At 42.2% G+C, this 23,014-nt stretch carries 27 protein-coding genes; 14 read left to right on the top strand and 13 right to left on the bottom strand.

Annotated elements, in window-relative coordinates:
• Nucleotides 1-227 precede the first annotated feature (227 nt).
• From J7E32_RS18015 to J7E32_RS17990, 6 genes are all read left to right on the top strand, one after another.
• A complete protein-coding gene (locus J7E32_RS18015) occupies nt 228-431 on the top strand; it encodes a hypothetical protein (RefSeq protein WP_214910198.1) in 204 nt (67 codons plus the stop codon).
• Nucleotides 432-670: 239 nt separating this feature from the next.
• Nucleotides 671-1,255, top strand: a complete 585-nt coding sequence (uptA, locus tag J7E32_RS18010) for an undecaprenyl phosphate transporter UptA (protein WP_214910196.1) — start codon at nt 671-673, stop codon at nt 1,253-1,255.
• A gap of 121 nt (nt 1,256-1,376) precedes the next feature.
• Complete coding sequence (locus J7E32_RS18005; RefSeq protein ID WP_214910194.1) at nt 1,377-2,921, top strand: spore germination protein; 1,545 nt, start codon at nt 1,377-1,379, stop codon at nt 2,919-2,921.
• A gap of 3 nt (nt 2,922-2,924) precedes the next feature.
• Entirely contained in the window at nt 2,925-4,025 is a 1,101-nt protein-coding gene (locus J7E32_RS18000; RefSeq protein WP_214910192.1) for a GerAB/ArcD/ProY family transporter, read from the top strand.
• Nucleotides 4,009-5,265, top strand: a complete 1,257-nt coding sequence (locus J7E32_RS17995; RefSeq protein ID WP_214910190.1) for a Ger(x)C family spore germination protein — start codon at nt 4,009-4,011, stop codon at nt 5,263-5,265. The genes J7E32_RS18000 and J7E32_RS17995 overlap by 17 nt, the downstream gene beginning before the upstream one ends.
• Nucleotides 5,266-5,526: 261 nt before the next feature.
• Nucleotides 5,527-6,414: a helix-turn-helix domain-containing protein gene (locus J7E32_RS17990; protein WP_214910188.1), complete on the top strand. Its 888-nt coding sequence runs from the start codon at nt 5,527-5,529 to the stop codon at nt 6,412-6,414.
• Between the two features lie 103 nt (nt 6,415-6,517).
• Here J7E32_RS17990 and J7E32_RS17985 read toward each other — a convergent pair whose 3' ends face one another.
• Nucleotides 6,518-6,763, bottom strand: coding sequence for a hypothetical protein (locus J7E32_RS17985; protein WP_214910186.1), 246 nt, complete (start codon nt 6,761-6,763; stop codon nt 6,518-6,520).
• 277 nt (nt 6,764-7,040) lie between these two features.
• The gene (locus tag J7E32_RS17980; RefSeq protein ID WP_214910184.1) at nt 7,041-7,295 is read right to left on the bottom strand and encodes a hypothetical protein; all 255 of its coding nucleotides are present in this window, start codon (nt 7,293-7,295) and stop codon (nt 7,041-7,043) included.
• A gap of 105 nt (nt 7,296-7,400) precedes the next feature.
• Here J7E32_RS17980 and J7E32_RS17975 point away from each other — a divergent pair, with 105 nt between their 5' ends.
• The 7 genes from J7E32_RS17975 (at nt 7,401) to J7E32_RS17945 (ending at nt 13,417) form a co-directional block, all read left to right on the top strand.
• Nucleotides 7,401-7,967 (top strand): TVP38/TMEM64 family protein, encoded by a 567-nt coding sequence (locus tag J7E32_RS17975; RefSeq protein WP_214910182.1) that lies wholly within the window; start codon nt 7,401-7,403, stop codon nt 7,965-7,967.
• A gap of 2 nt (nt 7,968-7,969) precedes the next feature.
• Nucleotides 7,970-8,968: a F510_1955 family glycosylhydrolase gene (locus J7E32_RS17970; protein ID WP_214910173.1), complete on the top strand. Its 999-nt coding sequence runs from the start codon at nt 7,970-7,972 to the stop codon at nt 8,966-8,968.
• A gap of 122 nt (nt 8,969-9,090) precedes the next feature.
• Complete coding sequence (locus J7E32_RS17965; RefSeq protein WP_214910171.1) at nt 9,091-9,453, top strand: hypothetical protein; 363 nt, start codon at nt 9,091-9,093, stop codon at nt 9,451-9,453.
• Between the two features lie 160 nt (nt 9,454-9,613).
• On the top strand, nt 9,614-10,192 hold the full coding sequence (locus tag J7E32_RS17960; RefSeq protein ID WP_214910169.1) for a sulfurtransferase TusA family protein: 579 nt from the start codon (nt 9,614-9,616) through the stop codon (nt 10,190-10,192).
• 14 nt (nt 10,193-10,206) lie between these two features.
• Nucleotides 10,207-10,596: a DsrE/DsrF/DrsH-like family protein gene (locus J7E32_RS17955; protein ID WP_041964856.1), complete on the top strand. Its 390-nt coding sequence runs from the start codon at nt 10,207-10,209 to the stop codon at nt 10,594-10,596.
• A gap of 26 nt (nt 10,597-10,622) precedes the next feature.
• The gene (locus J7E32_RS17950; protein ID WP_214910167.1) at nt 10,623-11,744 is read left to right on the top strand and encodes an MBL fold metallo-hydrolase; all 1,122 of its coding nucleotides are present in this window, start codon (nt 10,623-10,625) and stop codon (nt 11,742-11,744) included.
• Nucleotides 11,745-11,986: 242 nt separating this feature from the next.
• Nucleotides 11,987-13,417: a bifunctional metallophosphatase/5'-nucleotidase gene (locus tag J7E32_RS17945; protein WP_214910165.1), complete on the top strand. Its 1,431-nt coding sequence runs from the start codon at nt 11,987-11,989 to the stop codon at nt 13,415-13,417.
• A gap of 661 nt (nt 13,418-14,078) precedes the next feature.
• Here J7E32_RS17945 and J7E32_RS17940 read toward each other — a convergent pair.
• From J7E32_RS17940 to J7E32_RS17910, 7 genes are all read right to left on the bottom strand, one after another.
• Nucleotides 14,079-14,669 carry a redoxin domain-containing protein gene (locus J7E32_RS17940; RefSeq protein ID WP_214910163.1) on the bottom strand — a complete coding sequence of 197 codons (591 nt, stop codon included), beginning with the start codon at nt 14,667-14,669 and terminating at the stop codon, nt 14,079-14,081.
• Nucleotides 14,666-15,277: a hypothetical protein gene (locus J7E32_RS17935; RefSeq protein WP_214910157.1), complete on the bottom strand. Its 612-nt coding sequence runs from the start codon at nt 15,275-15,277 to the stop codon at nt 14,666-14,668. Before J7E32_RS17935 ends, J7E32_RS17940 begins: the two co-directional genes overlap by 4 nt.
• Nucleotides 15,274-15,687, bottom strand: coding sequence for an OsmC family protein (locus tag J7E32_RS17930; RefSeq protein WP_214910154.1), 414 nt, complete (start codon nt 15,685-15,687; stop codon nt 15,274-15,276). Before J7E32_RS17930 ends, J7E32_RS17935 begins: the two co-directional genes overlap by 4 nt.
• Nucleotides 15,688-15,755: 68 nt before the next feature.
• A complete protein-coding gene (locus J7E32_RS17925; RefSeq protein ID WP_214910152.1) occupies nt 15,756-16,805 on the bottom strand; it encodes a sensor histidine kinase in 1,050 nt (349 codons plus the stop codon).
• Nucleotides 16,806-16,809: 4 nt separating this feature from the next.
• Entirely contained in the window at nt 16,810-17,505 is a 696-nt protein-coding gene (locus J7E32_RS17920; RefSeq protein WP_353654068.1) for a response regulator transcription factor, read from the bottom strand.
• 53 nt (nt 17,506-17,558) lie between these two features.
• Nucleotides 17,559-18,272 (bottom strand): cytochrome c biogenesis CcdA family protein, encoded by a 714-nt coding sequence (locus J7E32_RS17915; protein WP_214910150.1) that lies wholly within the window; start codon nt 18,270-18,272, stop codon nt 17,559-17,561.
• 276 nt (nt 18,273-18,548) lie between these two features.
• Nucleotides 18,549-18,734, bottom strand: a complete 186-nt coding sequence (locus tag J7E32_RS17910; RefSeq protein ID WP_214910148.1) for a hypothetical protein — start codon at nt 18,732-18,734, stop codon at nt 18,549-18,551.
• Nucleotides 18,735-18,776: 42 nt separating this feature from the next.
• Here J7E32_RS17910 and J7E32_RS17905 point away from each other — a divergent pair, with 42 nt between their 5' ends.
• Nucleotides 18,777-19,679 carry a LysR family transcriptional regulator gene (locus J7E32_RS17905; RefSeq protein WP_214910146.1) on the top strand — a complete coding sequence of 301 codons (903 nt, stop codon included), beginning with the start codon at nt 18,777-18,779 and terminating at the stop codon, nt 19,677-19,679.
• Nucleotides 19,680-19,747: 68 nt separating this feature from the next.
• Here the strand turns inward: J7E32_RS17905 and J7E32_RS17900 are convergent, their stop codons facing one another.
• The 4 genes from J7E32_RS17900 to J7E32_RS17885 all read right to left on the bottom strand — a co-directional run bounded on the left by J7E32_RS17900 (nt 19,748) and on the right by J7E32_RS17885 (nt 23,010).
• On the bottom strand, nt 19,748-21,334 hold the full coding sequence (locus J7E32_RS17900) for a YVTN family beta-propeller repeat protein (protein ID WP_214910144.1): 1,587 nt from the start codon (nt 21,332-21,334) through the stop codon (nt 19,748-19,750).
• A gap of 28 nt (nt 21,335-21,362) precedes the next feature.
• Nucleotides 21,363-21,974: a 4Fe-4S binding protein gene (locus tag J7E32_RS17895; protein WP_214910135.1), complete on the bottom strand. Its 612-nt coding sequence runs from the start codon at nt 21,972-21,974 to the stop codon at nt 21,363-21,365.
• Nucleotides 21,975-21,989: 15 nt separating this feature from the next.
• On the bottom strand, nt 21,990-22,385 hold the full coding sequence (locus J7E32_RS17890; protein ID WP_214910133.1) for a c-type cytochrome: 396 nt from the start codon (nt 22,383-22,385) through the stop codon (nt 21,990-21,992).
• An 85-nt stretch (nt 22,386-22,470) separates the two neighbouring features.
• A complete protein-coding gene (locus J7E32_RS17885; RefSeq protein ID WP_214910131.1) occupies nt 22,471-23,010 on the bottom strand; it encodes a cbb3-type cytochrome c oxidase subunit II in 540 nt (179 codons plus the stop codon).
• Nucleotides 23,011-23,014 lie beyond the last annotated feature (4 nt).

Genomic DNA, 23,014 nt, shown 5'->3' with positions numbered 1-23,014 from the left:
AGATGACTAGTCATCATAGTCCCCCTCTCTTTTTTCTTGCTTTATGTATGAAAACAATAATTACTTTTCCCTTGTTTTTGCCTTTAAAAACAGAATTAACCAAATTTATGTAATTCTATTTTCGTCGAGCAGATTCTTTTTTACACAAAAAATTCAATAATAGTTCACTAGCCCGTACCCAAATTGCGGTATACACATATCTTGGGAAGTAAAGGAGGGATTATTATATGTCGTTCAACTGGGGATCCAATGTGCTTCTTTTCGTTGCTTGCATGCTTGCAGGCTGGGTATTAATGAAATTCGGACCGATGCTCCTGACCCTTTCGGGAGGTCTCTTTGCAATTATCGGCGTTATTGTCATCGTGCTCTTCGCAGTTGTTATCATATTTATTGGACTGAGGGTATTATTCAGAGGAGGCTGGCGTGGCTGACGCTTCCTTTTAAAAGAACCTGTCTAACGGCAGGTTCTTTTTCTTGTAAGATAAATAAGTATAAATTTTCACTTCGAGAATTGTCTAGCTCCAGCGTCTAGCCCATCGAGTCGCTTCGGTCGGCACTCCAGCGTTTGTCGGGTCTGACCAAGGCGCTTACACTTTTCTTACTAAAAGAGAGATAAACTTGGACATTCATAAATATATTTTAAAGAGTGCCAGGAATTGGAGTGGTATATATGCAAGAATTTATTATGACTGTTTTGGACTGGCTGTCGAGTCTTGGGTACATAGGGATAGCCCTCGGATTGATGCTTGAGGTCATCCCGAGTGAAATCGTCCTTGGGTATGGGGGATATATGATTTCTGAAGGAAGCATTGGTTTTGCAGGGGCCGTGGTTGCCGGAACCATCGGCGGGACGATCGCGCAGCTGTTCCTGTACTGGCTTGGTTATTTTGGCGGCCGCCCGATGCTGGAGAAATATGGGAAGTACCTCCTGATTAACCAGCACCATCTGGATGTTTCTGAAAGATGGTTCAAGCAATATGGACCTGGAGTGATTTTTTCTGCAAGGTTCATCCCGGTAGTCAGGCATGCCATATCTATTCCTGCGGGAATTGCCCGAATGTCAGCGCTCAAATTTACACTGTATACAATAGCGGCAATGGTTCCGTGGACAATTTTTTTCCTCTATCTTGGCATTGTCCTCGGCGAAAATTGGTCAGGCATCAAGGAAGTGGCCCAACCTTTCATAATACCTGTAAGTATCATTGCATTGGGTGCAGGAGCTGTTTATTTACTTGCGGCACGTAAACGAATATAAGGAATAACGAACTCAGGAACTTTCCTGAGTTTTTTTCATGCTTAAAACTCATAAAACATAGCAGGTTAGTAAAAGTTAAGATAAGGAAATAGTATCCACGCTTGCAGGGAGAAGATTCGTGATGTTAAAGGAAATGCTTACGTTATTCAAGAAACAGCAAAAACAAGCCTCTCTCTCAGTGGATAAGCTGGAGGGAGAGCAGACATCCCTTAAGGAAAAGGGATTCAGCAGGAATCTCCAGGAAAATCTATCAATATTAAAGCAGCTTTACAGCATTCCTGATAATAAAGATATTAAATTGCGAGAATTGTACCTTGAAGGGTTAAAGAAGCAGGCAGCTTTATTGTTTATTAGCACCATCACGGATGTTAAAAGTATAGAAGAAAATATCCTGAAGCCATTAACGGAAAATACAGCTTCTGATAAAAAGGTGAAGGATATAGTTGCTATCCAAATGGTACATGAAATCACCTTATACAAGGATGCAGTCAAGGATATTAACAAAGGAAATGCGCTCCTCATACTGGATGGAGAACCTAAGGCATACATTATGGATTGTCCTGATTTTCAAAGCAGGGCAATTGAAAAGCCTGAAAGTGAGATTCTCATCAAGGGACCCAAGGAAGCGTTCAATGAAAAGGCTGTAGCCAACATTTCATTGCTCAGAAAAAAAATCAGGAACGAAAACCTTATTGTTGAAGCAGTGGAAGTCTCGCAACGTTCCCATAATGATGTTTTTGTCCTATACATTCGCGGGCTCGCTAATGAAAAATTGATTGACAATATCAAAGAAAGGCTGGGCAGTCTTGATGTGAATTCGATCCAGAATCTTTCACTGCTGGAGGAATACATTGAAGAACGGAATTATTCATTATTTCCCAGCATTCTTTCGACAGAGAGGCCTGACAGGGCAGCCTCTTTTTTAGAAGATGGCTATATTGTCTTGTTAATGGATAATTCACCAGATAGTCTCGTTCTCCCTGCGACATTTTGGGCTTTTTTTCATAGTCCTGAGGATCACTATCTTAGGTTTTTTTATGGGAACTTTACGAGAGCGTTAAGAATGACTGCCCTTTTCATCACCATTTTTACATCAGCAATTTACGTGGCTATCACCACTTATCATGCTGAAATGATTCCGCCCGACTTGCTGCTGGCAATTGCTGCATCTCGCGAAAAAGTTCCTTTTCCCGCGGTGATTGAAATATTGATCATGGAGCTGGCATTCGAGCTGATCAGGGAAGCCGGGTTACGTGTTCCCAGTCCGATAGGACCGACCATCGGGATTGTTGGAGCCTTAATCCTTGGACAGGCAGCCGTAGAAGCAAATATTATCAGTCCGATTGTTATTATTGTTGTCGCACTCGGAGGACTAAGTTCGTTTGCAGTCAGTGATCTAAGTTTGAATTTCGCGGTAAGGCTGACTCGTTTTCTATTTATCCTGGGTGCAGCGCTAATGGGAATTTACGGTATGACTGCAATGTTTGTTGGAGGCTTATTCTACATGGTTTCGATTAAGTCATTTGGCGTACCGTATTTAGCGCCTATGTCACCAAATTACAAGTCCTCGAAGGATACGATTTTCCGCAGGTTAACAAAAAATGAAACGTTAAGGCCAGGCTTTTTAAAAACGAAGGATCTACAAAAAAAGACTACTGGAGAATAGGCGATGAAACAGGATAAGGGGAAAATTGGCATAAAAGAATATTTCGCGCTTATCTCGTTGACCGTTGGGGCCAAATTAAGTGACGACACACCTGCGATCATTTATGAACATGCAAAAAATGCCGGCTGGATGGCAGCACTGCTAATTGGTATGCTGTCATTACTTCCTATCATATTGTTAATAAAAGTGTATTCAGCGCATAAAGGAAAAAACCTGCATGAAATACTGCTGCATCTTTTTGGCAGGTTTTTTGGAACTCTCTTATCTATTTGCCTGTTAATCGGTGGAACAACGGCAGTCATTGCTGACTCAGGTACCTACGTGGACATTATTGGCTCGATGTATTTCACGAAGACGCCAACAACCATCCTTTACATCCTATTGATGGTTATTTGCACATACGGAGCAAAGAGGGGGATAGAACAGATCGGGACCGTGTCCTGGCTTTTGCTGCCATATATTAAGATCACTTTGTTCATTGCCCTGATTTTTACTTTTAAGAAAGGAACAATTGGCTATCTTTTCCCGCTCTGGGGTGAAGGGCCAATTGAAGTGGCAAAAGCGTCTGTAAAAAATGTTTCAATATTTGTCGATTTTTTCTTCCTTGCACTGATCATGCCGCTCATCTCTTCATATAAGGATATGAAAAAAGGAACGTTCATAGGGCTGGGATTTATTACAGTGGAACTGAGCCTGGCACTCGTGGCGTTTGTTGTTTTATTTGACTACACAACTGCTGAAATGCTGAACTATCCATTTCATGAAACTATCCGATTTATTCAAATAGGCTTTTTAGCAAATGTAGAAACGTTATTTTTCCCTTTTTGGCTGGTCGCAACATTCATCCGTTTTTCGTTTTATCTATATCTAATCGCAACATTGCTGGGAGGGATTCTGAAGATCAAGGAGTTTGAATATCTCATTCCTTTGATTGCGACAATCATTTTGCTAATCGGGTTATCACCTGACGCTCCATCCATCACTCTCTATAATGTAAGGGAAAAAATACTTGTATTATTGAGTCCTGCCTTCATGATTCTTCCGCCATTTATGTGGTTCGTGGCAAAAATTCGGGGGGATTTTAAGAATGAAACTTCACTCTAAGATGATTAAAGTGTTCTTCCTGGCAGCAGTTACATTGAGCCTGTCAGGGTGCTGGGACCAAAAGGAACTGGACGAGAAAGCATATGTCATTGGGATAGGACTTGATAAACATAATGTAGAGGGGAAGGTTAGAGTTACATATCTGATTGCTAACCCGGAAGTGGGCTCACAGCAGACTGCAGGAGGAGCGAATGAGCCTTCGCAGGAAATCGTGACTTTGGTCGCGGATGATTTCATTTCATCGCGTAATACAGCTAATACTATAGTGGCGAAGGAAATATCCTATGATCTTCTGCGGGTTCTTATCGTTTCAGAAGAATTAGCCAGGGATCCTGATTTTATCAGGATCATATACAGTTCAACCAAGGACCGGGAGATTAAGCGAAGTGCACAACTCATTGTCTCGCGGGAAAATGCCGCTGATTTCATAAAAAATAATAAGCCGAAAATTGAAACAAGACCCCATAAATTTTTGGAACTAATGATCGAAAGGGGTCAGGAAACAGGCATGATTCCCCAAGCTGACCTTAATGGGTTTTTCCGCGTCACTGAAAGTGATGCAGATTTATATCTGGCAATTTACGCAACGACAGAAAAATTAGGGAAAGATGAACCTAAAACGTCAGATGATGACTTGCTGGCCGGGGAAATTCAAGTGGAGGGTACGACGAACAATGCCCAGTTTTTAGGTTCCGCAGTATTCAAGGAAGGACAAATGATTGGCAGAATAACAGGAGAAGAGACAAGGATTTCGAGTCTGTTGGACAATACATGGACAACTGAGGATATCCTGACTGCCCTTAAAGATCCGTTTGATGAAAGATATAAGCTGTCTATAAGGATAGCTCAAAGAAGAGAAAATAAATATAAGCTAATACCTGCGAAGGGCAGGCCGACCATTGAAATAGAAGTTCCGTTATTTATAGAAGTATACAGCGACCCAAGCATGATCAATTACGCAAAGAACCGAGAAAAGGTTAAAGAGTTAAGAAAGTCTCTTACAGCTGCGATAGAAAAAAATTTCACGGAATTTATTTCGTATACCCAGCAAGAGTTAAGAGGAGATACATTTGATTTATCAATCCCTATGAGAAAAGAGTTTGCAACTCTAAGTGAATTCCGGGAATTTGACTGGATGAAGACATATCCTGATGCAAAAGTGAAGGTAAATGTCTCCATTCGATTTGGTGAATTTGGACGCCAGTCGAAACTGCCTAAACTTGAAGAAGTGAGGGATTAGATGATCATAATTATGTGGATTGCCATTGCTTTAATCATTATGTATTATTTATTATTTGGAATAACGCTCTGGCGGCAAAAAAATAAAATAGGATCTATTGTAGTCATTTTTTTAGCATTAGCGTGTATCGCATTGCACTACATTTCTTATCAATGAATGATGGCTCAATTGTCATTCTGGTCTCTTTCTCTTCTGTAAATTTTTTAATTTTACAAACACTATGATAATATATACATAATTACGTTTAAATGGGGTGTAGGGATGAGCCTGGTTGGATATAACTTCGGGAAAATTCTTCAGTCTACAAGAACTTTTAAAGAACTGAATCCGGCAGAGTTGGCCGAAGGAATTTGTTCAGAAGCGGAAATAATTCAATTTGAGAAAGAAGAGAAATATCCAACGATCGACCAATTATATAAAATGGCATTGAAGTTGGATGTTGAGCTTAATCACTTCTTTGACTTTGCATCTACTGATACCTATAATTATGCAATCGCCGTTACGGAATTAATTAAGAAATACAAGCGTGAACGGGATTATGCTGCGATCAATGAAATCATTCAAAAAGAGCAGGATAATCCTCTGTTCAAGCATACTTCCTACAGCCAATTTCTGCTGTGGCATGAGGGAATCAGTACATACTACCTTGAGGAAGATAAGGAGAAGTCCGTCGATTTGCTATTTAAAGCTTTGTCTATGACCAGTAAGGCGGATACAGATCTGACAGAACGTGAGATCGAGATTCTGACCAGTATCGCTATTGTTGAGAAAGATAGTGGAAACCTGGACAAGGCCGTGGAAGTTTTCCTCAGTGCCTTAAATAATCTTGCGAGCCTCCCTCAGGTACAAGACTCAGGCATCTGGCTCAGGATTCTATATGGACTGGCACAGGCATTATCAAAGCTAGAGAGATATGAAGAATCGCTTATTTATTGCAGTAAAGGGATCGATAACTGTATATATGAAGAAAATATGTATTTATTTGGCGAACTTCATTACCAAACAGGAATGAATTTTATAAAATTGGGTAAATTAGAAAAAGGTAAAGAATATTTGGAAAAAGCGGTAATGATTTTTAAGCTGCAAAAAAATGAGAAGTTTGCTAGTTTAGTAACTACTGAAATGGAAAAATTATTAAAATATTGTTAAGTTGAATAAAAACATGGAAGTTAATTACGTATTGGAGGGCAGAATATGAAAAGAGCCATATTACTAACTGCTTTAGCGATTGCTTTTGCAAGCGCATTTAGTTTTACAGCATCTTCCCAAAATCTCGCAGACTTGCCATCGCAGCATTCGCAAGACGGGACTCAGGTAACGGACTTGCCATCGCAGCATTCGCAGGGTGATACACAGATAGCAGATCTGCCGTCCCAACATTCACTCGGCGGGACCCAGTTAGCGGACCTTCCATCGCAGCATTCAGAGGATGGAACAAAAGTAGTTGACTTGCCATCGCAGCACTCACAAGACGAGGTCCTAACAGATTTACCTTCACAACATAGCTATGGTGATGTATTAGTTTAATAGTTTGATTCCGCAGCAGCCTGCACCCAACGGTCAGGTTGTTTTTATTGCTCTGATTATTGGTTTGTAGCTTTAAATGGTGCAAGTCTAGAGAAGAATGAAGATTATCTAAAAAAATTGGAAGTGTATAATATTTATACCCTTAGAATTTAGGTAAAATTATCAGTTAAGATTCGAAGAAAAAGGCTATGGTTTTTCCCCAGAACCTTTCAAGTTAAAATCATATGATTGAATTGCAAGAGCTGTCATTAAAGGTTATTCATATGACTGCTATCCATCATATTAAAGTTCTTGCTCGGCATGGCACCGTTTGTACCATGGCAGTCATTATACATTTGCTTGACTTCTTCATCAGAAAAGTTTGGGTGCATTTTTTCAATCAACGGCTTCATTTGGCCAAAATTAAAAGTACCTTTTCCTTCTTTCCCTTCCTCTGCAAAGGCAGCAGTGCTTGCTCCAATTATCAACGTTGCTCCTAATAAGCTTAACGTAAGTTTTTTCATGTCTTGGTCAGCTCCTTTCGGGTATACATAAATCTTAGCGGGACAGTTTGCAAAAACTAAGCAGAAGCAGTGACAAAGATATGAAAATTAACTGGAGGCTGGCATATGTCATTATTAGAAACCTTATCTGGCCAGCCGGTTTGGTTTGCCATTATCATCAGCCTTGCAGTCAGCATAGTGGTCGCCATAGCCGGTATTATTCCTAGTGCTTTTGTGACAGCAGCGAACATCGTTTACTTCGGATTTTCCTGGGGACTAGCACTTTCCATTATCGGCGAAGCGTTAGGAGCGGTCATAAGTTTTATTCTGTATCGGAAAGGGCTTAAAAAGCTCAGTGGCAATAGCGGTCCGTCAAGAACAGTAAGGATTCTGGACAGGCTTAAGCAAACAATAGGTATAGAGGCATTCGTGCTTGTCATTTTACTAAGGCTTTTCCCGTTTGCACCGTCCGGACTCGTCACCCTGGCTGCTTCATACAGCAGAATGGGGACATGGGCCTTTGCGATTTCAAGTACTATTGGCAAAATACCGGCTCTATTGATTGAGGCATATTCAGTCCATACTGTACTAGGCTGGGAAACACACTACCAGCTTGCTGCAGCAATTTTTGCGGTGGTAGCTGGGATTTGCTACTATTATTGGACAACCAAGATAAAAAAACGGGGGAAGTAAAAATGTTTAAATTAAGATTAGTGTTGGTTCCTATCCTTGTAGCAATCGTGGTTACTGGATGTTCAGTTCAAGAAGGCCAGGAACAGCAAAAGCCTGCTTCTGATGTAAGTAATGAGAAAACCGAGGAGCAAAAAATACCTCAGGCGGAATCAGAGACAGACTTTATCATAAAAGCAGAGCCGCAAAAAATTGAACATGTACATGGAATTGGTTACCCGGGAAATGATGAGGGGTTATATGTCGCCTCCCACCATGGTTTGAAGATATTCAAAAATGGTGAATGGCTGGAAACGACGGACGGAAACCATGACTACATGGGATTTCAGGCTGTTGAAGACGGCTTTTTTGCAAGCGGCCATCCAGCAGAAGGATCGGAGCTTAAAAACCCGCTTGGTCTTGTGAAAAGTACGGACAAGGGCAAGACACTTGATAAAATAGCTTTTTACGGAGAGACCGATTTTCACTTCTTGTCGGCAAGCTTTCAGGATAACGTTTTATACTTGATTAACGAGGAGCCCAACTCTGAGCTGGAACGAGGCGTATATGTCTCAAAAGATAGAGGAGGAGCATGGGAACTTGTTGAACTTAATGGACTGGCTGCAAATTCCCTTGGGATGATAGCGGTTCATCCTGAAAATGGCGGAACTATAGCAATGTCTACGAGAGAAGGGGTTTTTGTTTCGAACGATTATGGTAAGACCATGGAAAGAGCTGGAGATTATCAAATGGTTACGGCCGCAGCCTATTCAAAGGGGTCCTTGTATATCACACCAGTAGTGAATGAAGAGATTAAGCTAATCAAACTTCCAATAGAGAAGGGAAATGCAGGGGAGGAAATGACTATCCCTAATCTGAAGTATGACAATCCGATTACTTATATAGCGGCTGACCCAGAGCAGGAAGACCGGATTGCCTTCATCACCATCTTGAACGATCTATACGAATCCAGGGATGGCGGCAAGACATGGAACCAGCTTTTAGTAAACGGAAGAATTGAATAAATCAAGAAGAGCTTAGGAATGTGTGCTCTCGTTCATGTAGGTACATCCATAACGCTCACATTTAAATAGCCAGACACCATCCTCCCAGGGGTACATATCTTGACTAATGGGAGGTGAATGCAATGGCAACAAGCAGAGCTATTGTATATGTGGGACAAATGGGTGCTGATACTTTTACACAGGCTTTAGAAGGAGTTTTGTATACAGAAAACCAAATTGGATTCATGGCTGACAGGATTTTATGGACAGAAGGACAGATTGGAGTTATGGCAGACAGAATCGTATATGTAGTTGAGCTTTCACAGTTCAATACGATCAAGGCAATGTATATGGTAATGAATATGTCCTTTATGGGGATGGACAGTATGATGAACAATATGTTCAAGTATGCAATCAGTGTGAACCCAGTGAGTTACATTCCATGGATGAGCAGGAACGGGTACGCCAATCCTCCTTATCCAAATACCTATTATGGCAAAGAATAAGGATGAAACAGCAGCCAAGGCAAAATGGTTGCTGTTTTTTTTTATCTTTTTTACAATATACGCATAGTTTTTACCGTAGAGGGTATATAAACTAGGGAGTATTTTTACAGTATGGATTCCGCGAATTCATAAATACTAATGCGTAGGAAGGGGGATTACTATGTCAATTTCTGCGGATAAAGTACTGGATGCAAAAGGACTTGCGTGCCCGATGCCGATTGTCAAAACTAAGAAAACCATGAATGAGCTGGAGCCAGGCCAGGTCATCGAAGTGCAGGCTACAGACAAAGGATCAACGACAGATCTTAAAGCATGGGCTGAAAGTACAGGCAATCAATACCTCGGTACAATAACTGAAGGAGATGTGCTTAAACACTATCTTCGAAAAGCTAGTGAAGAAGAGCTCAACAATGAATCACCTCATCCACATACGGCCACTCTTGAAGAGGTGCTGGCAAAACTTGAGGGGAATGAGAAAATATCGATTCTTGATGTCAGGGAATCAGCTGAATACGCTTTTGGCCATATCCCTAATGCAAAATCGATTCCGCTTGGGGAATTAGAGCAGCGGTTTAGTGAACTGGATCCTGAAGAAGATGTTTATATCATCTGTCGTTCTGGGTCAAGAAGTGATATGGCAGCGAAGAAGCTGTCTGAAAAAGGATTCAAAAAAACAATTAATGTCGTTTCGGGAATGAAGGACTGGACAGGCCCTACCGAAACTTCAGTGGGAAAATAAGGAGGAACCAAAAAATGAAAGTAGCTATCATCGCCTCTAACGGCGGAATGTTCGATGCATACAAAGTATTCAATATCGCGACTGCCGCGGCAGCAACAGACGCAGAAGTAGGAATCTTCTTCACGTTTGAAGGTTTGAACCTGATCCATAAGGAAGCGCATAAGCAACTTCCTATGCCTGCAGGAACTGAACACTTCCAGGAAGGCTTCGCAAGAGAAAACGTTCCTCCAGTAGAGCAGCTTGTTGAAATGGCAGCAGAAATGGGCGTCAAAATGATCGCCTGCCAGATGACAATGGACGTTATGTCGCTTGAAAAAGACCAGTTCGTAGATGGCATTGACGTTGGCGGAGCTGCTTCATTCCTTCACTTCGCAAGCGATGCAGACATTACATTGACATTCTAAAATCAAAGTGAAACAGGAGGAATGAAATGGTCCAGACAATTACAGCAAAAGAATTAGCTCGAAAAGTCATTAACCATGAAGACCTGTTTATCCTTGATGCAAGAAATACAGATGACTTCGATGATTGGAAAATCGAAGGCCGCAATGTAAAAGTCCATAATACGCCGTATTTTGACCTGCTTGAAGGTATTGATCCAATAAAGGATGTATTGCCTAAAGACCAGGATATTTACGTTGTATGTGCAAAAGGTGGGTCGTCCGAATTTGTTGCCGAACAAATCGAAGAGGCTGGCTATACTAATGCCTACTCTATTGAAGGCGGCATGAAAGCCTGGAGTGAACATTTAGAGCCTGTGAAAATCGGTGACTTTAAGGACGGCGGTTCCCTTTACCAGTTTGTCCGTATCGGCAAAGGATGCCTTTCCTACCTCGTTGAATCAAATGGCGAGGCGGCAATTATCGATACAAACCGGATGATTGAACATTATGAAGAGTTCATGTCAGGCAAGGACTACAAGTTAGTTGCCCTGCTCGATACACACCTTCATGCTGACCATATTTCAGGCGGCAAAAAGCTTGCTGATAAAGTGGGAGCTAAATATTATCTCCCGCCTAAAGATGCTGAAGAAGTAACATTCCAATATGAGCCTCTTCAAGATGGCGATGAAATCAAGGTTGGAAACACTGTCGTACAGGCTTTGTACTCTCCTGGTCATACAATCGGAAGTACTTCTTTCATCATTGATGATCAATACTTATTGACAGGTGACATTCTGTTCATCGACTCGATCGGACGCCCGGACCTGGCTGGACTGGCTCAGGACTGGGTAGGAGACTTGAGGAACACTTTATACAAACGATATAAAGAACTTGCGGATGAACTCCTTGTCCTGCCAGCCCACTATATGGGAATCAATGAAATGAATGATGACGGCAGCGTTTCTGAAAAACTTGGTGTCCTGTATGCCGAAAACCACGGCTTGCAAATCGACAGTGAAGAAACGTTCAGGAAGACCGTAACCGAGAACCTTCCGCCTCAGCCTAATTCCTACCAGGAAATCAGGCAGATGAATATGGGTAAAATCAACCCGGATATCGAAGAGCAGCGAGAAATGGAAATCGGGCCAAACCGTTGTGCAGTTAGATAAAAAGAAAAGCGCAAGCGCCTTTGCCAGACCCGACAATCGTTGCCCGCCAAAGAACGCCACGTCCTGTGGCTGGCGGACCGAAACGATCGAGGGGCTAGGCGCTGGAGCTGGCCAATCAAAGAAGGGGGTACCTTATGTAAGGTGCTCCTTTTGTATATAAGGTAAAAAGGCTTTTTCCATAAGCTTCATGCAAATCAGGACGCTTATGAAAAAAGCTTTAAAAGAGTGAAGGAGAGGATACTATGAAAAATTTGACGATTGTACAGCTAAATGATACACATGGGAGCCTGGAACTCCATCCTGAACTTTTTTGGAAAGACAACAAACCTGAACTGCGTAATACAGGAGGCTTTCCGAGAATTGCGAAATATATCAAAGATCTTAAATCACAAGCAGAAAATGTTCTATTCCTGGATGGAGGAGACCTGTTTCATGGGACACTTCCTTTAGTGGCGACGAAAGGGGAAGCGATTTTACCAGCATTGGAAAAAATGGGTCTGGATGGATGGGTCCCTGGAAACTGGGATTTCGCTTACGGAAAAGAGCAGCTGTCTTCTCTGTTAAAAGCATTGCCTTTTCCCTCGGTCGCTTGCAATATAAAGGATCAAGAAACAAATGAATCGTTTATGAAGCCATATATCATTAAGGAGATGGAGGGTGTCAAGGTGGGTGTCATTGGACTGACCTATCCATACGTCGATGAGACCATGCCTGAAAGCTTCTCAAAAGGGCTTGAGTTCTCAAGGGGCGTGGAAGAGACGCGTGATTGTGTGGAAGAGTTAAAGGGCCAGGTGGATCTTGTTGTGTTATTAAGCCATATGGGACTCCCGCTGGATGTCGAGCTGGCAACCCTTGTAGATGGTATTGATATCGTCTTGTCGGGACACAGCCATGACAGGGTAGAAGAGCCGATCACCGTCAATGATACTCTCGTCGTCCAAGCTGGTTCAAGTGCCTCATTCCTTGGAAAACTGGATATTACCCTTGAAGGCGGAAGGATGGAGGACTATCGATACGAACTAGTGGCGATTGATGAAAGCTTCCCTGAGGATGAAGAAATGGCGGGAATCATTTCTGATATATTAGAACCTTACAGTAAGGAACGGGGCAATATTGTCGGAAAGACAGATTCGATTTTACACAGAATGACCTTGAATGAAGCCCCGATGGACCAATTGATCACAGATGCCTATCTTCATGTCTATGATAGCGACTTGGCTTTTTCACACGGGTGGAGGTACGGTACGCCGGTTCCTGGCGGAGATATATCCGAATATGACCTTCATACCATCATCCCGACGAATCCGGAAATGTTCACGCTTGAAATGACGGGAGAACGGCTGATGAATGCCCTGGAGAAAAATTTGGAGATGGTGTTCTCAAGAGACCCGTTCAAGCAAAAAGGCGGATATATACTGAGATCCTCTGGATTATTCATGTCCCTCAAACCATACAATCCGGAAGGGAACAGGATTCAAAAGCTCCTCATAGGTGGACAGGAGATCGATTTGAAAAAGAAATACAAGATCGCGGGGGCAGGGAAGCAGCTGTTCAAGGGCGCTGAAGCAGATAAAACCTATCATGGTGTCCATGCTGTGGATGTCATTAAGCAATTTTTGAAAGAGAAGGGAACATTCAAAGCTCATGTAGAACCAAGGATTCTGAGCACCTAGAATCCATGGTTTAATGGACATTTCGAAGTCTGAGGAACGCTAAAATGTCCAAGAAAGAAGGTTTAATGGACGTTTCAAAGGCGGAGGAGCGGCAAAATGTCCAAGAGTAAGGTTTAATGGACATTTCGAAGGCTGAGCAGCGCCAAAATGTCCAAGAAAGAAGGTTTAATGGACATTTCGAAGTCTGAGGAACGCTAAAATGTCCAAGAAAGAAGGTTTAATGGACGTTTCAAAGGCGGAGGAGCGGCAAAATGTCCAAGAAGTAAGGTTTAATGGACATTTCGAAGGCTGAGCAGCGCCAAAATGTCCAAGAAAGAAGGTTTAATGGACATTTCAAAGGCTGAGGAGCGCCAAAATGTCCAAGAAGTAAGGTTTAATGGACATTTCGAAGTCGGAGGAGCGGCAAAATGTCTAAGAAGTAAGGTTTAATGGACATTTCGAAGACGGAGGAGCGGCAAAATGTCCAAGAAGTAAAGTTTAATGGACATTACGAAGGCGGAGCAGAGTCAAAATGTCTAAGAAGTAAGGTTTAATGGACATTTCGAAGGCAGAGGAGCGCGAAAATGTCCAAGAAGTAAGGTTTAATGGACTTTTTCGAAGTCGGAGAAGTGCCAAAATGTCCATTAAACACAAAAAAGTCGCGACCAAAGCCGCGACTTTTTTATTTAACCCCAGTAAGGTCCTTCATCATTTTCTCATCCATAGGGCCAACGATTTTCTTGGTAATTACGCCGTTTTCATCAAGGATATAGCTGGTTGGGATGGTGAATGCCTGGTAGGTCGTTCCGGCGAATCCCTCTTCATCCATGGGAATCGTAAAGGTCAAACCATATTCCTCGACGAATTTTTTGACTTCGTCCTCACCTTTATCCATATTTGTCAGGTTGACTGCAAGGATCTCTACGCCTTGTTCATTATATTCTTCGTAGAAATTTTGCATATGCGGCATTTCGGCCTTGCATGGAGGGCACCATGTAGCCCAGAAATTGAGGATCACTTTTTTGCCGCGGTAATCAGATAGCTTGATTGCATTTCCATCAAGGGTGTTCAATTCAAAATCTGGTGCCTCAGCGCCTTCACGCAACGAAGAAAGCTTCGCGCCGGGAATGTCTTCTGTTGTTTCTGCAGATTCGCCTGCTGGAGCTGTTGTGGTATTCTTCTCGCTTTCTGTTGATCCTGGTTTCCAGATGTTCACGACAAGAATGACAACAGCCAATGCTAAAATCGCAAATGATAAAAGATTTTTATTCAATGCTGAATTTCCTCCTTTTTAAAACGTTGAAAAATGATTAAATAAGTTCCGAGTGCGAAGATCAAAAGGTTTTCCGCTGATAGTATATCAGAAAAAAGGCTTAGGATTAGCGCTTCAAGCATCAGGAACAAGATGGCATACTCGGCAGTAAGCCTGATACTTTTGAAGAAAAATATTAGGAAGCCTACTAAAAGGACGGCCTGTATAGCAGTTGCGAGATAATCCTCTGAGAATGCGAATAACCCTGTCCAATACAGTAAAAAGAATATAAAGTACACAGGGAGATACTCCTCTGGTTTGTTGGAGCTGCCCTTTTTCCTTGTCAGCCAATATAAATAGAGTGCGATCCCGATATATGCAAGAATCTGGCCCTCTGTACCGCCATTAAAGTAGACAAGGGAGAAGGGAGTATCAATGAACAGCTTAAAATTGAAGAGTACATAGCTGAGCTTATAAACCGCAATGTAAAGGAAGAAGCTATTCCAATACCAATCGTCGATACTCTTTTTCTCCCTTGCACGATATATCAGGGCTCCGATAAAAATGGCAGCAAATGCCGCTAGCAAATCTGCTGGCAGCGTGAATCTGCCAAAAGTTATATAGTTCAAGCAACATCACCTTTTTTTGGCTGGTCTGGCGTGAACTCAATCTGATAACCGATGTCGATACTTCCAATTACAGATTGGATCATGCCGCAATTTTTCAGGACAAGTCCAGCAAGCTTTTCAGCTTGGTCATCCTTATCAATAGTATCAGTCTGAACACTTACATTGAAAATCAGCTGTTCAATCCGGTTTGCTTCTTCCGGATTCCGCTTTGCTGACACTTGTACGTCGATTCTTTTATAGTTTATTCTCTTTTTGGTGAGAATATTTGCGAGCACCGAGGTGCTGCATCCAGTTAAAGAGGATACGAACAGCTCCATAGGTCTGTAGCCCATCTCCGTATTCGGAGATATTGGCAGGAATCCATATTCAAGCTGGCCAATCAATTTTCCGTTATAGTAGGTAAATTCCATCACTATCGCTCCTTTTGTACGAAAACATCATTTACAGTCCAGTATGTAATCGTATTGTTAAGGAATGATTAAGAATCTAAATGGATTGGAATCGTTATCCAAAATGTGTGATGATGCCCATCTGTATCAACGCCAATTTTCCCTTGATGGGCATCAATGATACTTTTGGCAATGGCCAGTCCGAGTCCTGCACCATCTGCTTTTGTGCTGCGTGATTCTTCGAGCCTGTAAAATCGTTCGAAAATGAGTTCTTTCATCTCCGGATCAATGAATTTACCTTGGTGGGAAAAAGTAATTTTGTACACCTTGCCATCAGGCTGTGCAGCGATTGAAAGCTTCCCGCCAGTATCATAATCTATGATATTCTGCAGCAGATTGGATAGCACTTGCTTTAAGCCGTCTTCATGACCAAGAATGGGGGAATGTTCTATATGCTGATTGACTGTTTCGAATTTGTTCGATAACTTCAGCTGGAAGGCTGCCAGTGATTCTGCCATAACTTCTTTCATATCAGTTACTTCAAACTGTTTCTCAAGAAAGTAAACCTCTTTATTCCACGCGTCAAGCTCAGATATCAGGTCAACAATCCTCACAATCCTCTTGGATTCTTCCAAGAGAGAGCCGAACAGCGCCCGGTCGCCCGGCAATACACCGTTATGAAGCGCTTCAAGATAGCCGTTGATATTGGTTAACGGAGTCCTCAACTCATGGGCGATGTCTCGTAACATTTCTTCCCGTCTTGTCTGCACGGCAGAAAGAGTTTCAGACATTGCGTTAAAATTCGTTACAAGTTCGCCCAATTCACCGCTTGCAGAGACATCTATTTTCGTAGGGATTTTGCCTTCTTTGATTTGGTTGGCGGCAAACGCCATTGTCTTCACCGGCTTCACGATCCGCTTTACTGAAAAATAATGCAAAAGCCCGGCAATGATAAATGCAATGATGCTCACTTTGATAAGGAATGAATTCAATGTGTCAACCAGCTGCGTACCGGTCACCTGTTGGTTATTGACAAGGAAGCAGGCATAATCTTTCACGGATATACCTGCAAGCATGATGACAAGCAGGATGACGACGCTGTTGACTGCCACAAGTTTAGATAGTAATAAGTCCGCCATGTTTTTAATTCGCCGCAAATTTATACCCCATTCCTCTTACTGTTTGGATATAATCTTTGGGCGTTTTTTCTTTAATTTTTTCCCGGAGATTCTTGATATGGACGTCAATGGTCCGCTCAGTGACGGCTTTTTCGTTGTTTTCATAGATCGTGTCGAGTATTTGTGTCCTCGAAAGGATTTGTCCTGGATGCTGCATGAACATATGAAGAAGCCTGAATTCAAAATTGGTCAAATCGAGGGGCTTGCCATCAGCCATTGCCTCCCCTTTTGCAGGCTTGATTGTAAGACCTGTAAAAGTCAATTTTCCGCACCTGCTTGCCGTCCTTCTTAACACCGCTTCAATCCTGACCATCAGCTCAGCAGGGCTGAAAGGTTTTACAACATAATCATCGGCTCCAAGCTTGAAGCCATCGATCCTGCTTTTCTCAGAAGCCTTTGCAGTCAGCATGATGACAGGCATCATGCTTTTAAGGTCATTGCGAACCCAGCTGCAGATCTCCTCACCGCTTTTGCCGGGGAGCATCAGATCAAGAATAAGGATGCACGGATCATATTTTTCTATCATTTCCTGAGCGATAATGCCGTTGTCAGCCTCCAGCACCTCATAGCCTTCATTCGTCAAATAAATCTTAACAAGTGTGCGGATTTTGGGGTCATCCTCAACGACGAGTACACTTTTGCCAATCAATTCTTTCTTCACTTGTTAGGTCACTCCTTACAGCCTGGCATCAATTGTAAGCTGTACAGCTCGCTTTAAACTCCGAATAAGCTGTAAGCAGAAAGCCATGCACTGATTTTCTGCATCTGCCCTGAAAGGACAAGGAAGCCCATTCCTACCATAATCATACCATTCACGAGTGCAAGCTTAGAAAGATATTTGTTGATCTTCTTGATTGCCTTTAATGAATAAGAAATGACAAAAGAAATGATAAGGAAAGGAACTGCCATCCCAAGAGAATAGGAAGTCAGCAGGTACATTCCCTGGTATAAAGTATCGGATGAACTCGCCAAAAGCAGGATGGAGGATAGTGCAAGTCCGACACAAGGTGACCATCCGCTCGCGAACGCCATTCCAAGGAACACAGAACTGAATGCACCTTTCGATTTTGTATCGGAATGGACCTTCTTTTCCATCATCAGAAATTTAATGTTCAGCAAACCGGCCATCTGCAGGCCAAAAATGATGATCAGCAATCCAGCAATTTGCATCAAAATTGTCCGGTAGTTTGCGAAAACCTGCCCAAGGAACGAAGCAGAGGCACCCATGACGATAAAAATCAAGCTAAAACCGATAATGAATCCAAATGAACGGGTAAAAAGTGTTGCACGATCTACAGCTACTTTAGATCCCTCAATCTTCCCGCCAGTCAAATGTGTTATGTAAGCAGGGAGAAGGGGGAACACACAAGGTGAAAAAAATGATAAGATTCCAGCAGTAAAAGCAAAGAATAATCCAATTTCTGTCATTGTAAATAGTCACTCCTTTTCTTTCATCTATATTGTGCTGTATTTGTTAAGGGTTAATTAAGAATGTCAAAATTATACCTATGACGGTATTATTAATTATATTGTATAATTACTGTAGGAAACTTTCAAATTTATACTATCACTTCACTGCTCAAGATAATTACATTTGATTGCTAGTATACTGTTTTCAGGAAAAAAATAAAACCCAGGATAGTCTCCTAGGTTTTACAACTTAATTGTCCCTCACATTTTAAACCCTATATGGTATAATGCCAATTAATGATTTAAATTTCTTTTGATACCGAAATAAGTGAACAGGGAAACAGTGGATAAAATGGCCAATGAGGCAATTTCGAATTTCACGTCGCGGTATGTGACGGAATCATCCTTGGTAAAGTACATCAAACCGAAAATAAAAACAGATAATACAATAACGGTAATGACGATATCTATTTTTTTCATTTTATTCCCTCCAATTCTAATAGTATAAAGGGGTGCGATCATATGAATCTGGAGCATTTAAAGACATTCATAGCGGCTGCTAAATATGAGAGCTTCTCCCAGGCAGGGAAGATGCTGAATCTTTCACAACCAGCCGTCAGCCATCAAATCAGTCAGCTAGAAGCTTATTATAATAAACAACTGTTTATCAGGGCCAATCGCAAAATCAAATTATCAGATGCAGGAAAAACATTGTATGAACATGGCCAGCAGTTGATCGCATTGAATGAGAAACTGGAGAATCTCCTGTCAGAAGGAGACTCAAGCCAATCAATAAAGATCGGATGCAGCAATACAATCGGTGAATGCCTGATCTCAAAGATGGTCCAGGATTTCATCAAGTTGAATCCTGATATAACAAGCAATCAAATTCAGATCACCATCGGCACATCTGTTCATATTACGGATTTACTTTATGCTTCTGATATTGACCTTGCCCTTGTCGAAGGACAAGCCGGCCGATATGACTTTATTTCACATGAATTCTATGATGACTTGCTTGTTCTTGGTGTATCTCCACAGCTCAGGGCAGATCCGGCAAACCAGGACCCTTCAGCTCTCGAGGAAATGACCTGGCTGATCAGAGAGCCGGGCTGTGCGATGAGGCAGGCTACGCTGGATTTATGGAATGGCTTGAATATCAAACCAGAATCCGTCCTTGTGTATAATAGCAACACACTCATCAAAGAAGGTGTAAAAAATGGACTTGGCGTCGCAGTCTTCTCCAAGCTGGCAATCTGTCCAGAAATTCACTCAAGGCAGCTTGTTGTCAGTTCTTTCAAAGACAGAGACCGTTTCCGCCCATTCTTCCTGTTAAGAAAAGATAAACAGTTCAAGTCCAATCTGCATGAAAGATTGTGGAACTTCATAAGAGATTTAGATGGAAACCCTAATGCTTCCTGTTAAGAAGCATTAGGGTTTTTCTTCATTTTTCCTGCTCAGCGCGGTTGAACGAAGCGCTCAGCTTTTTGTTCTTATTCTTTATCCTTATTTTGTTCGTCTAGTTCTAGCTCAAGCTCTGTTTGGATTTTAAGGGCCTTGTGTTCGTCAGTAGCAAGATAATCGATGATTTGCTGTCTTTGTTCATCGGTCATTTTCGCACCATTGCCTGCCATACGGTCAACAACAGATGTCCATTGCTCTGCGCCCTTACTTGAATTCTTCATGATACGGCCGATATCATGACACTGAAGGCAAGTACCAAGGAAAGCTTCCTCATTAACATCCTTTGCCTCTGGGAACACAAGAGTAGATGCTTTTTTGATTCTGTTTGCTTCTTCCTCATTGCCTTTTTGGTAAGCTAAAATTTGGTCTTTAGGCACATTTGTTTTAATGGCGATTCCATTTGGATTCAAACCTACAGGAATTGTCTGTCTGAAATCCTTTTTCTTAGTAAGATCGATTTTTGTTAGGGTCTTATCTCCCCAGTTTGAACCGAACATCATACTGCCATCTGGGCTCCACGCGAGCCAGTGGATATTCTGAACGCCCCAGATTTTTCTTACGATCTTATAGTTGTCTTCAGGATCGAGGACAGTCAAGAAGCCTGCACCATTCTGGGAAGTATACCAGTAACCGTCGGGTCCAAGATAAGGGATGTTCGTTCCGGCACCAGTCTTAACCGTTTTGATGAACTTTAATTTTTTTGCATCAATGATGGAAATGGATCCATCATTACGATTCCCTGTAACCAAGTCATAAGTATCGCCCATGAAGCTTACGTTGACGGGCTTAGGGATATCTCCGATTTTCTTAAGAAGCTCCTCAGACTCGGCATCATAGATAGCCACTTCATTGTCGGCGGTATTGGATACTGCTACAAGTTTGCCATCGTTTGACATATCCAGACCGGAACCTGTTCCTTTTCCGTAGTCAGTCTCTGTTCTTTCCAGGTATCTCATCTCACCAGATTCAATATCGATGACTGTAATGAAGGATTCTGCCTGCAGGCTGACAAAAAGCTTTTTGCCGTCAGGAGTGACATTCAAATCCCTTGGCTTTTTACCAACATCTTTAAAGACTTTTACAAGTTCGGCTTTTTCAGCATCAATCATTCCAACCGCTCCAACGCCGTTAAGTGAGGTAAATGCATATTTGCCATCCCTTGAAAACGTCATGTGCTGTGGCGCAGGAGGGGTATCAAACCCCGGGAAATCGATGTCATGTGATTCGAGAGTTTCCATATTGATAGCCAGCACGCTTGTTCCATAACGCTGTGTCGCAAAAGCCCATGTCTGGTCTTTGTTCAGGTGTACATGGTGGGGTGTACCTGAGCTTTGAATGTACTTTACGGGATTGCCTGTTTTGATATCAGCGATGGCAATACCGTTACTAACTTCGTTTGCCGACAGGATCCAGCCTTCGCCGTTCCAATCTGTATTGGTATCTGCGTTGCCGTTCGGCTGGTCTTTCCACCAGTTTGAAGAATAGTCCTCATGGATTGGTGGAAGTTCTTTCTCGTTTTTATTATCAAGTGATGTCTCTTTTACTGCTGCTTCAGAGCAGGCAGTAAGAGATATTGATAGGAGTGCAAATGCTGACAGTTTCAAGATTTTTTTCATGGGAGTTCTCACCTCGCTTCGGTTTTCTTTAGAACCATCCAATAAGCAGGACTAGTACTAGGGCAGTCGTTGTGCCCCAAGTAATCCATACACCTGGATGTGTAAGCCACTGAGTTTTGTCATCCACACGGGAAATGCCCTGGGCAAGTCCGTATGGGCAAACCTTACAGAATGAGTTCCTTGCCTTGTACGATAAAGCTGTAAATAACACAGCAGTTGAAGTGACAAGGAAGAAATATTTGTTCATTTTAAAATTAACGAGCGATTCCCAGATTGTCATTGGGTCGTAGAAATAGCTCACTGTCGCGTAAGCCATGAAGAAGCTGACAACCAAAGCCAGCAGGAATGTTACGGCTTTCCCTTTATCACCTAATTTTGCTTCGATTTTGTTCAAAAGCATGCTGAAGGTATTATGCGGGCATGCATACTGGCAAAACGCCCTGTACACAATCATTGACAGGGCCAGGAAAGCCATCAGGAACAAGAATAAGAAAACGAAAAATAGATAGCCAGCTTCATAGGATAATTGGAAGCCGAACAAGAATAGTTTTTCGTTGTCGATGTCCATCCGGAAACCGTTCCAGAATGGCAGTGTGAAAATAATGATGAAAAATGCCCATCTAGTTATAGTTTTACCCACGAGAATCCTCCTTTCTTATCTGTAGTCCTTTAAGTATTCATAAACTTTGTCGATTTCTTTTTCAGTATAAAGGTGTCCGATTGCAGGCATCGTGTTACGGCCTTTCTTGATGACGTTCTTGATATCCTCTTCGGTCATCCTGTCGGTTACGCCGCTTAAGTCCGGTGCTGCACCTGTAGCATGGCAGCTCAGGCAAGTACCCTCAAAAATCAGCTCTCCTTTATTATCCTGTGGAGAAGCAGCAGGTTCGACTGCAAGCTTTCCAGGCATGAAAATCGCATATCCAATCGCCCAGATAGCCACAATATAAAATACAGCTACCAGGAGCTTAGGCACTTTATTGTGCTCAATTTTAATATCAGAGACAATATCCGCCTCTTTGCTATCATGTTGCTGATATTCTTTTTTCATTTTTTACACCTGCCTTTAAAATGCTGTTTTAGAAACTCATTACCTTAAACCGCGGAGTTTAAGGTAATGATTATGAAAATGAGGCTTAGTTAGAGTTTGATTTTGCGTCGTTCAATTCTTTCTTATATTCTTCCAATCGTTCTTCTGTTGGCTTGAGACTCATCAAGTATGCGACAAGATCATCAAGCTCCTGGTTGGATAGATAATCGAAAGAAGGCATGATTGTTCCAGGGCTTGTAGATTGAGGATCAATCAAGTGCTGGCGCTGCCAGTCTTCGTTATATTTCAAGCCGACCCACATTAAATCCGGGCCTGTACGGTTGGATCCCAATAGATGTGGTAAATCATATTTATAGTCGCCGCCTTTAGATACGGGTCCAAGGTTTTGGTTCGTATCAGCAGGCAAGGCTCTTACAAATTGTGTGTGGCAAGTCTGGCAGCCATTTTGTACATATATTTCTCTTCCTCTTGCTTCAGCGGAATCCTCTGGGTAATTGCGAAGCTCACCGCTCGCAGTCGCAGAGTTGATTTCCTGATCGAAGAGGGGAAGGATGACCGTTCCGGCTACACCGAAAGTCCATAGAATTAAAGCAACGATTAATACAGCTGATGGTTTACGTTCCAACGTT

This window comes from Bacillus sp. ISL-55, assembly GCF_018613155.1.
In the GTDB taxonomy this organism is placed as follows: domain Bacteria; phylum Bacillota; class Bacilli; order Bacillales; family Cytobacillaceae; genus Mesobacillus.
This window is presented reverse-complemented; position numbering and strand designations above follow the sequence as displayed.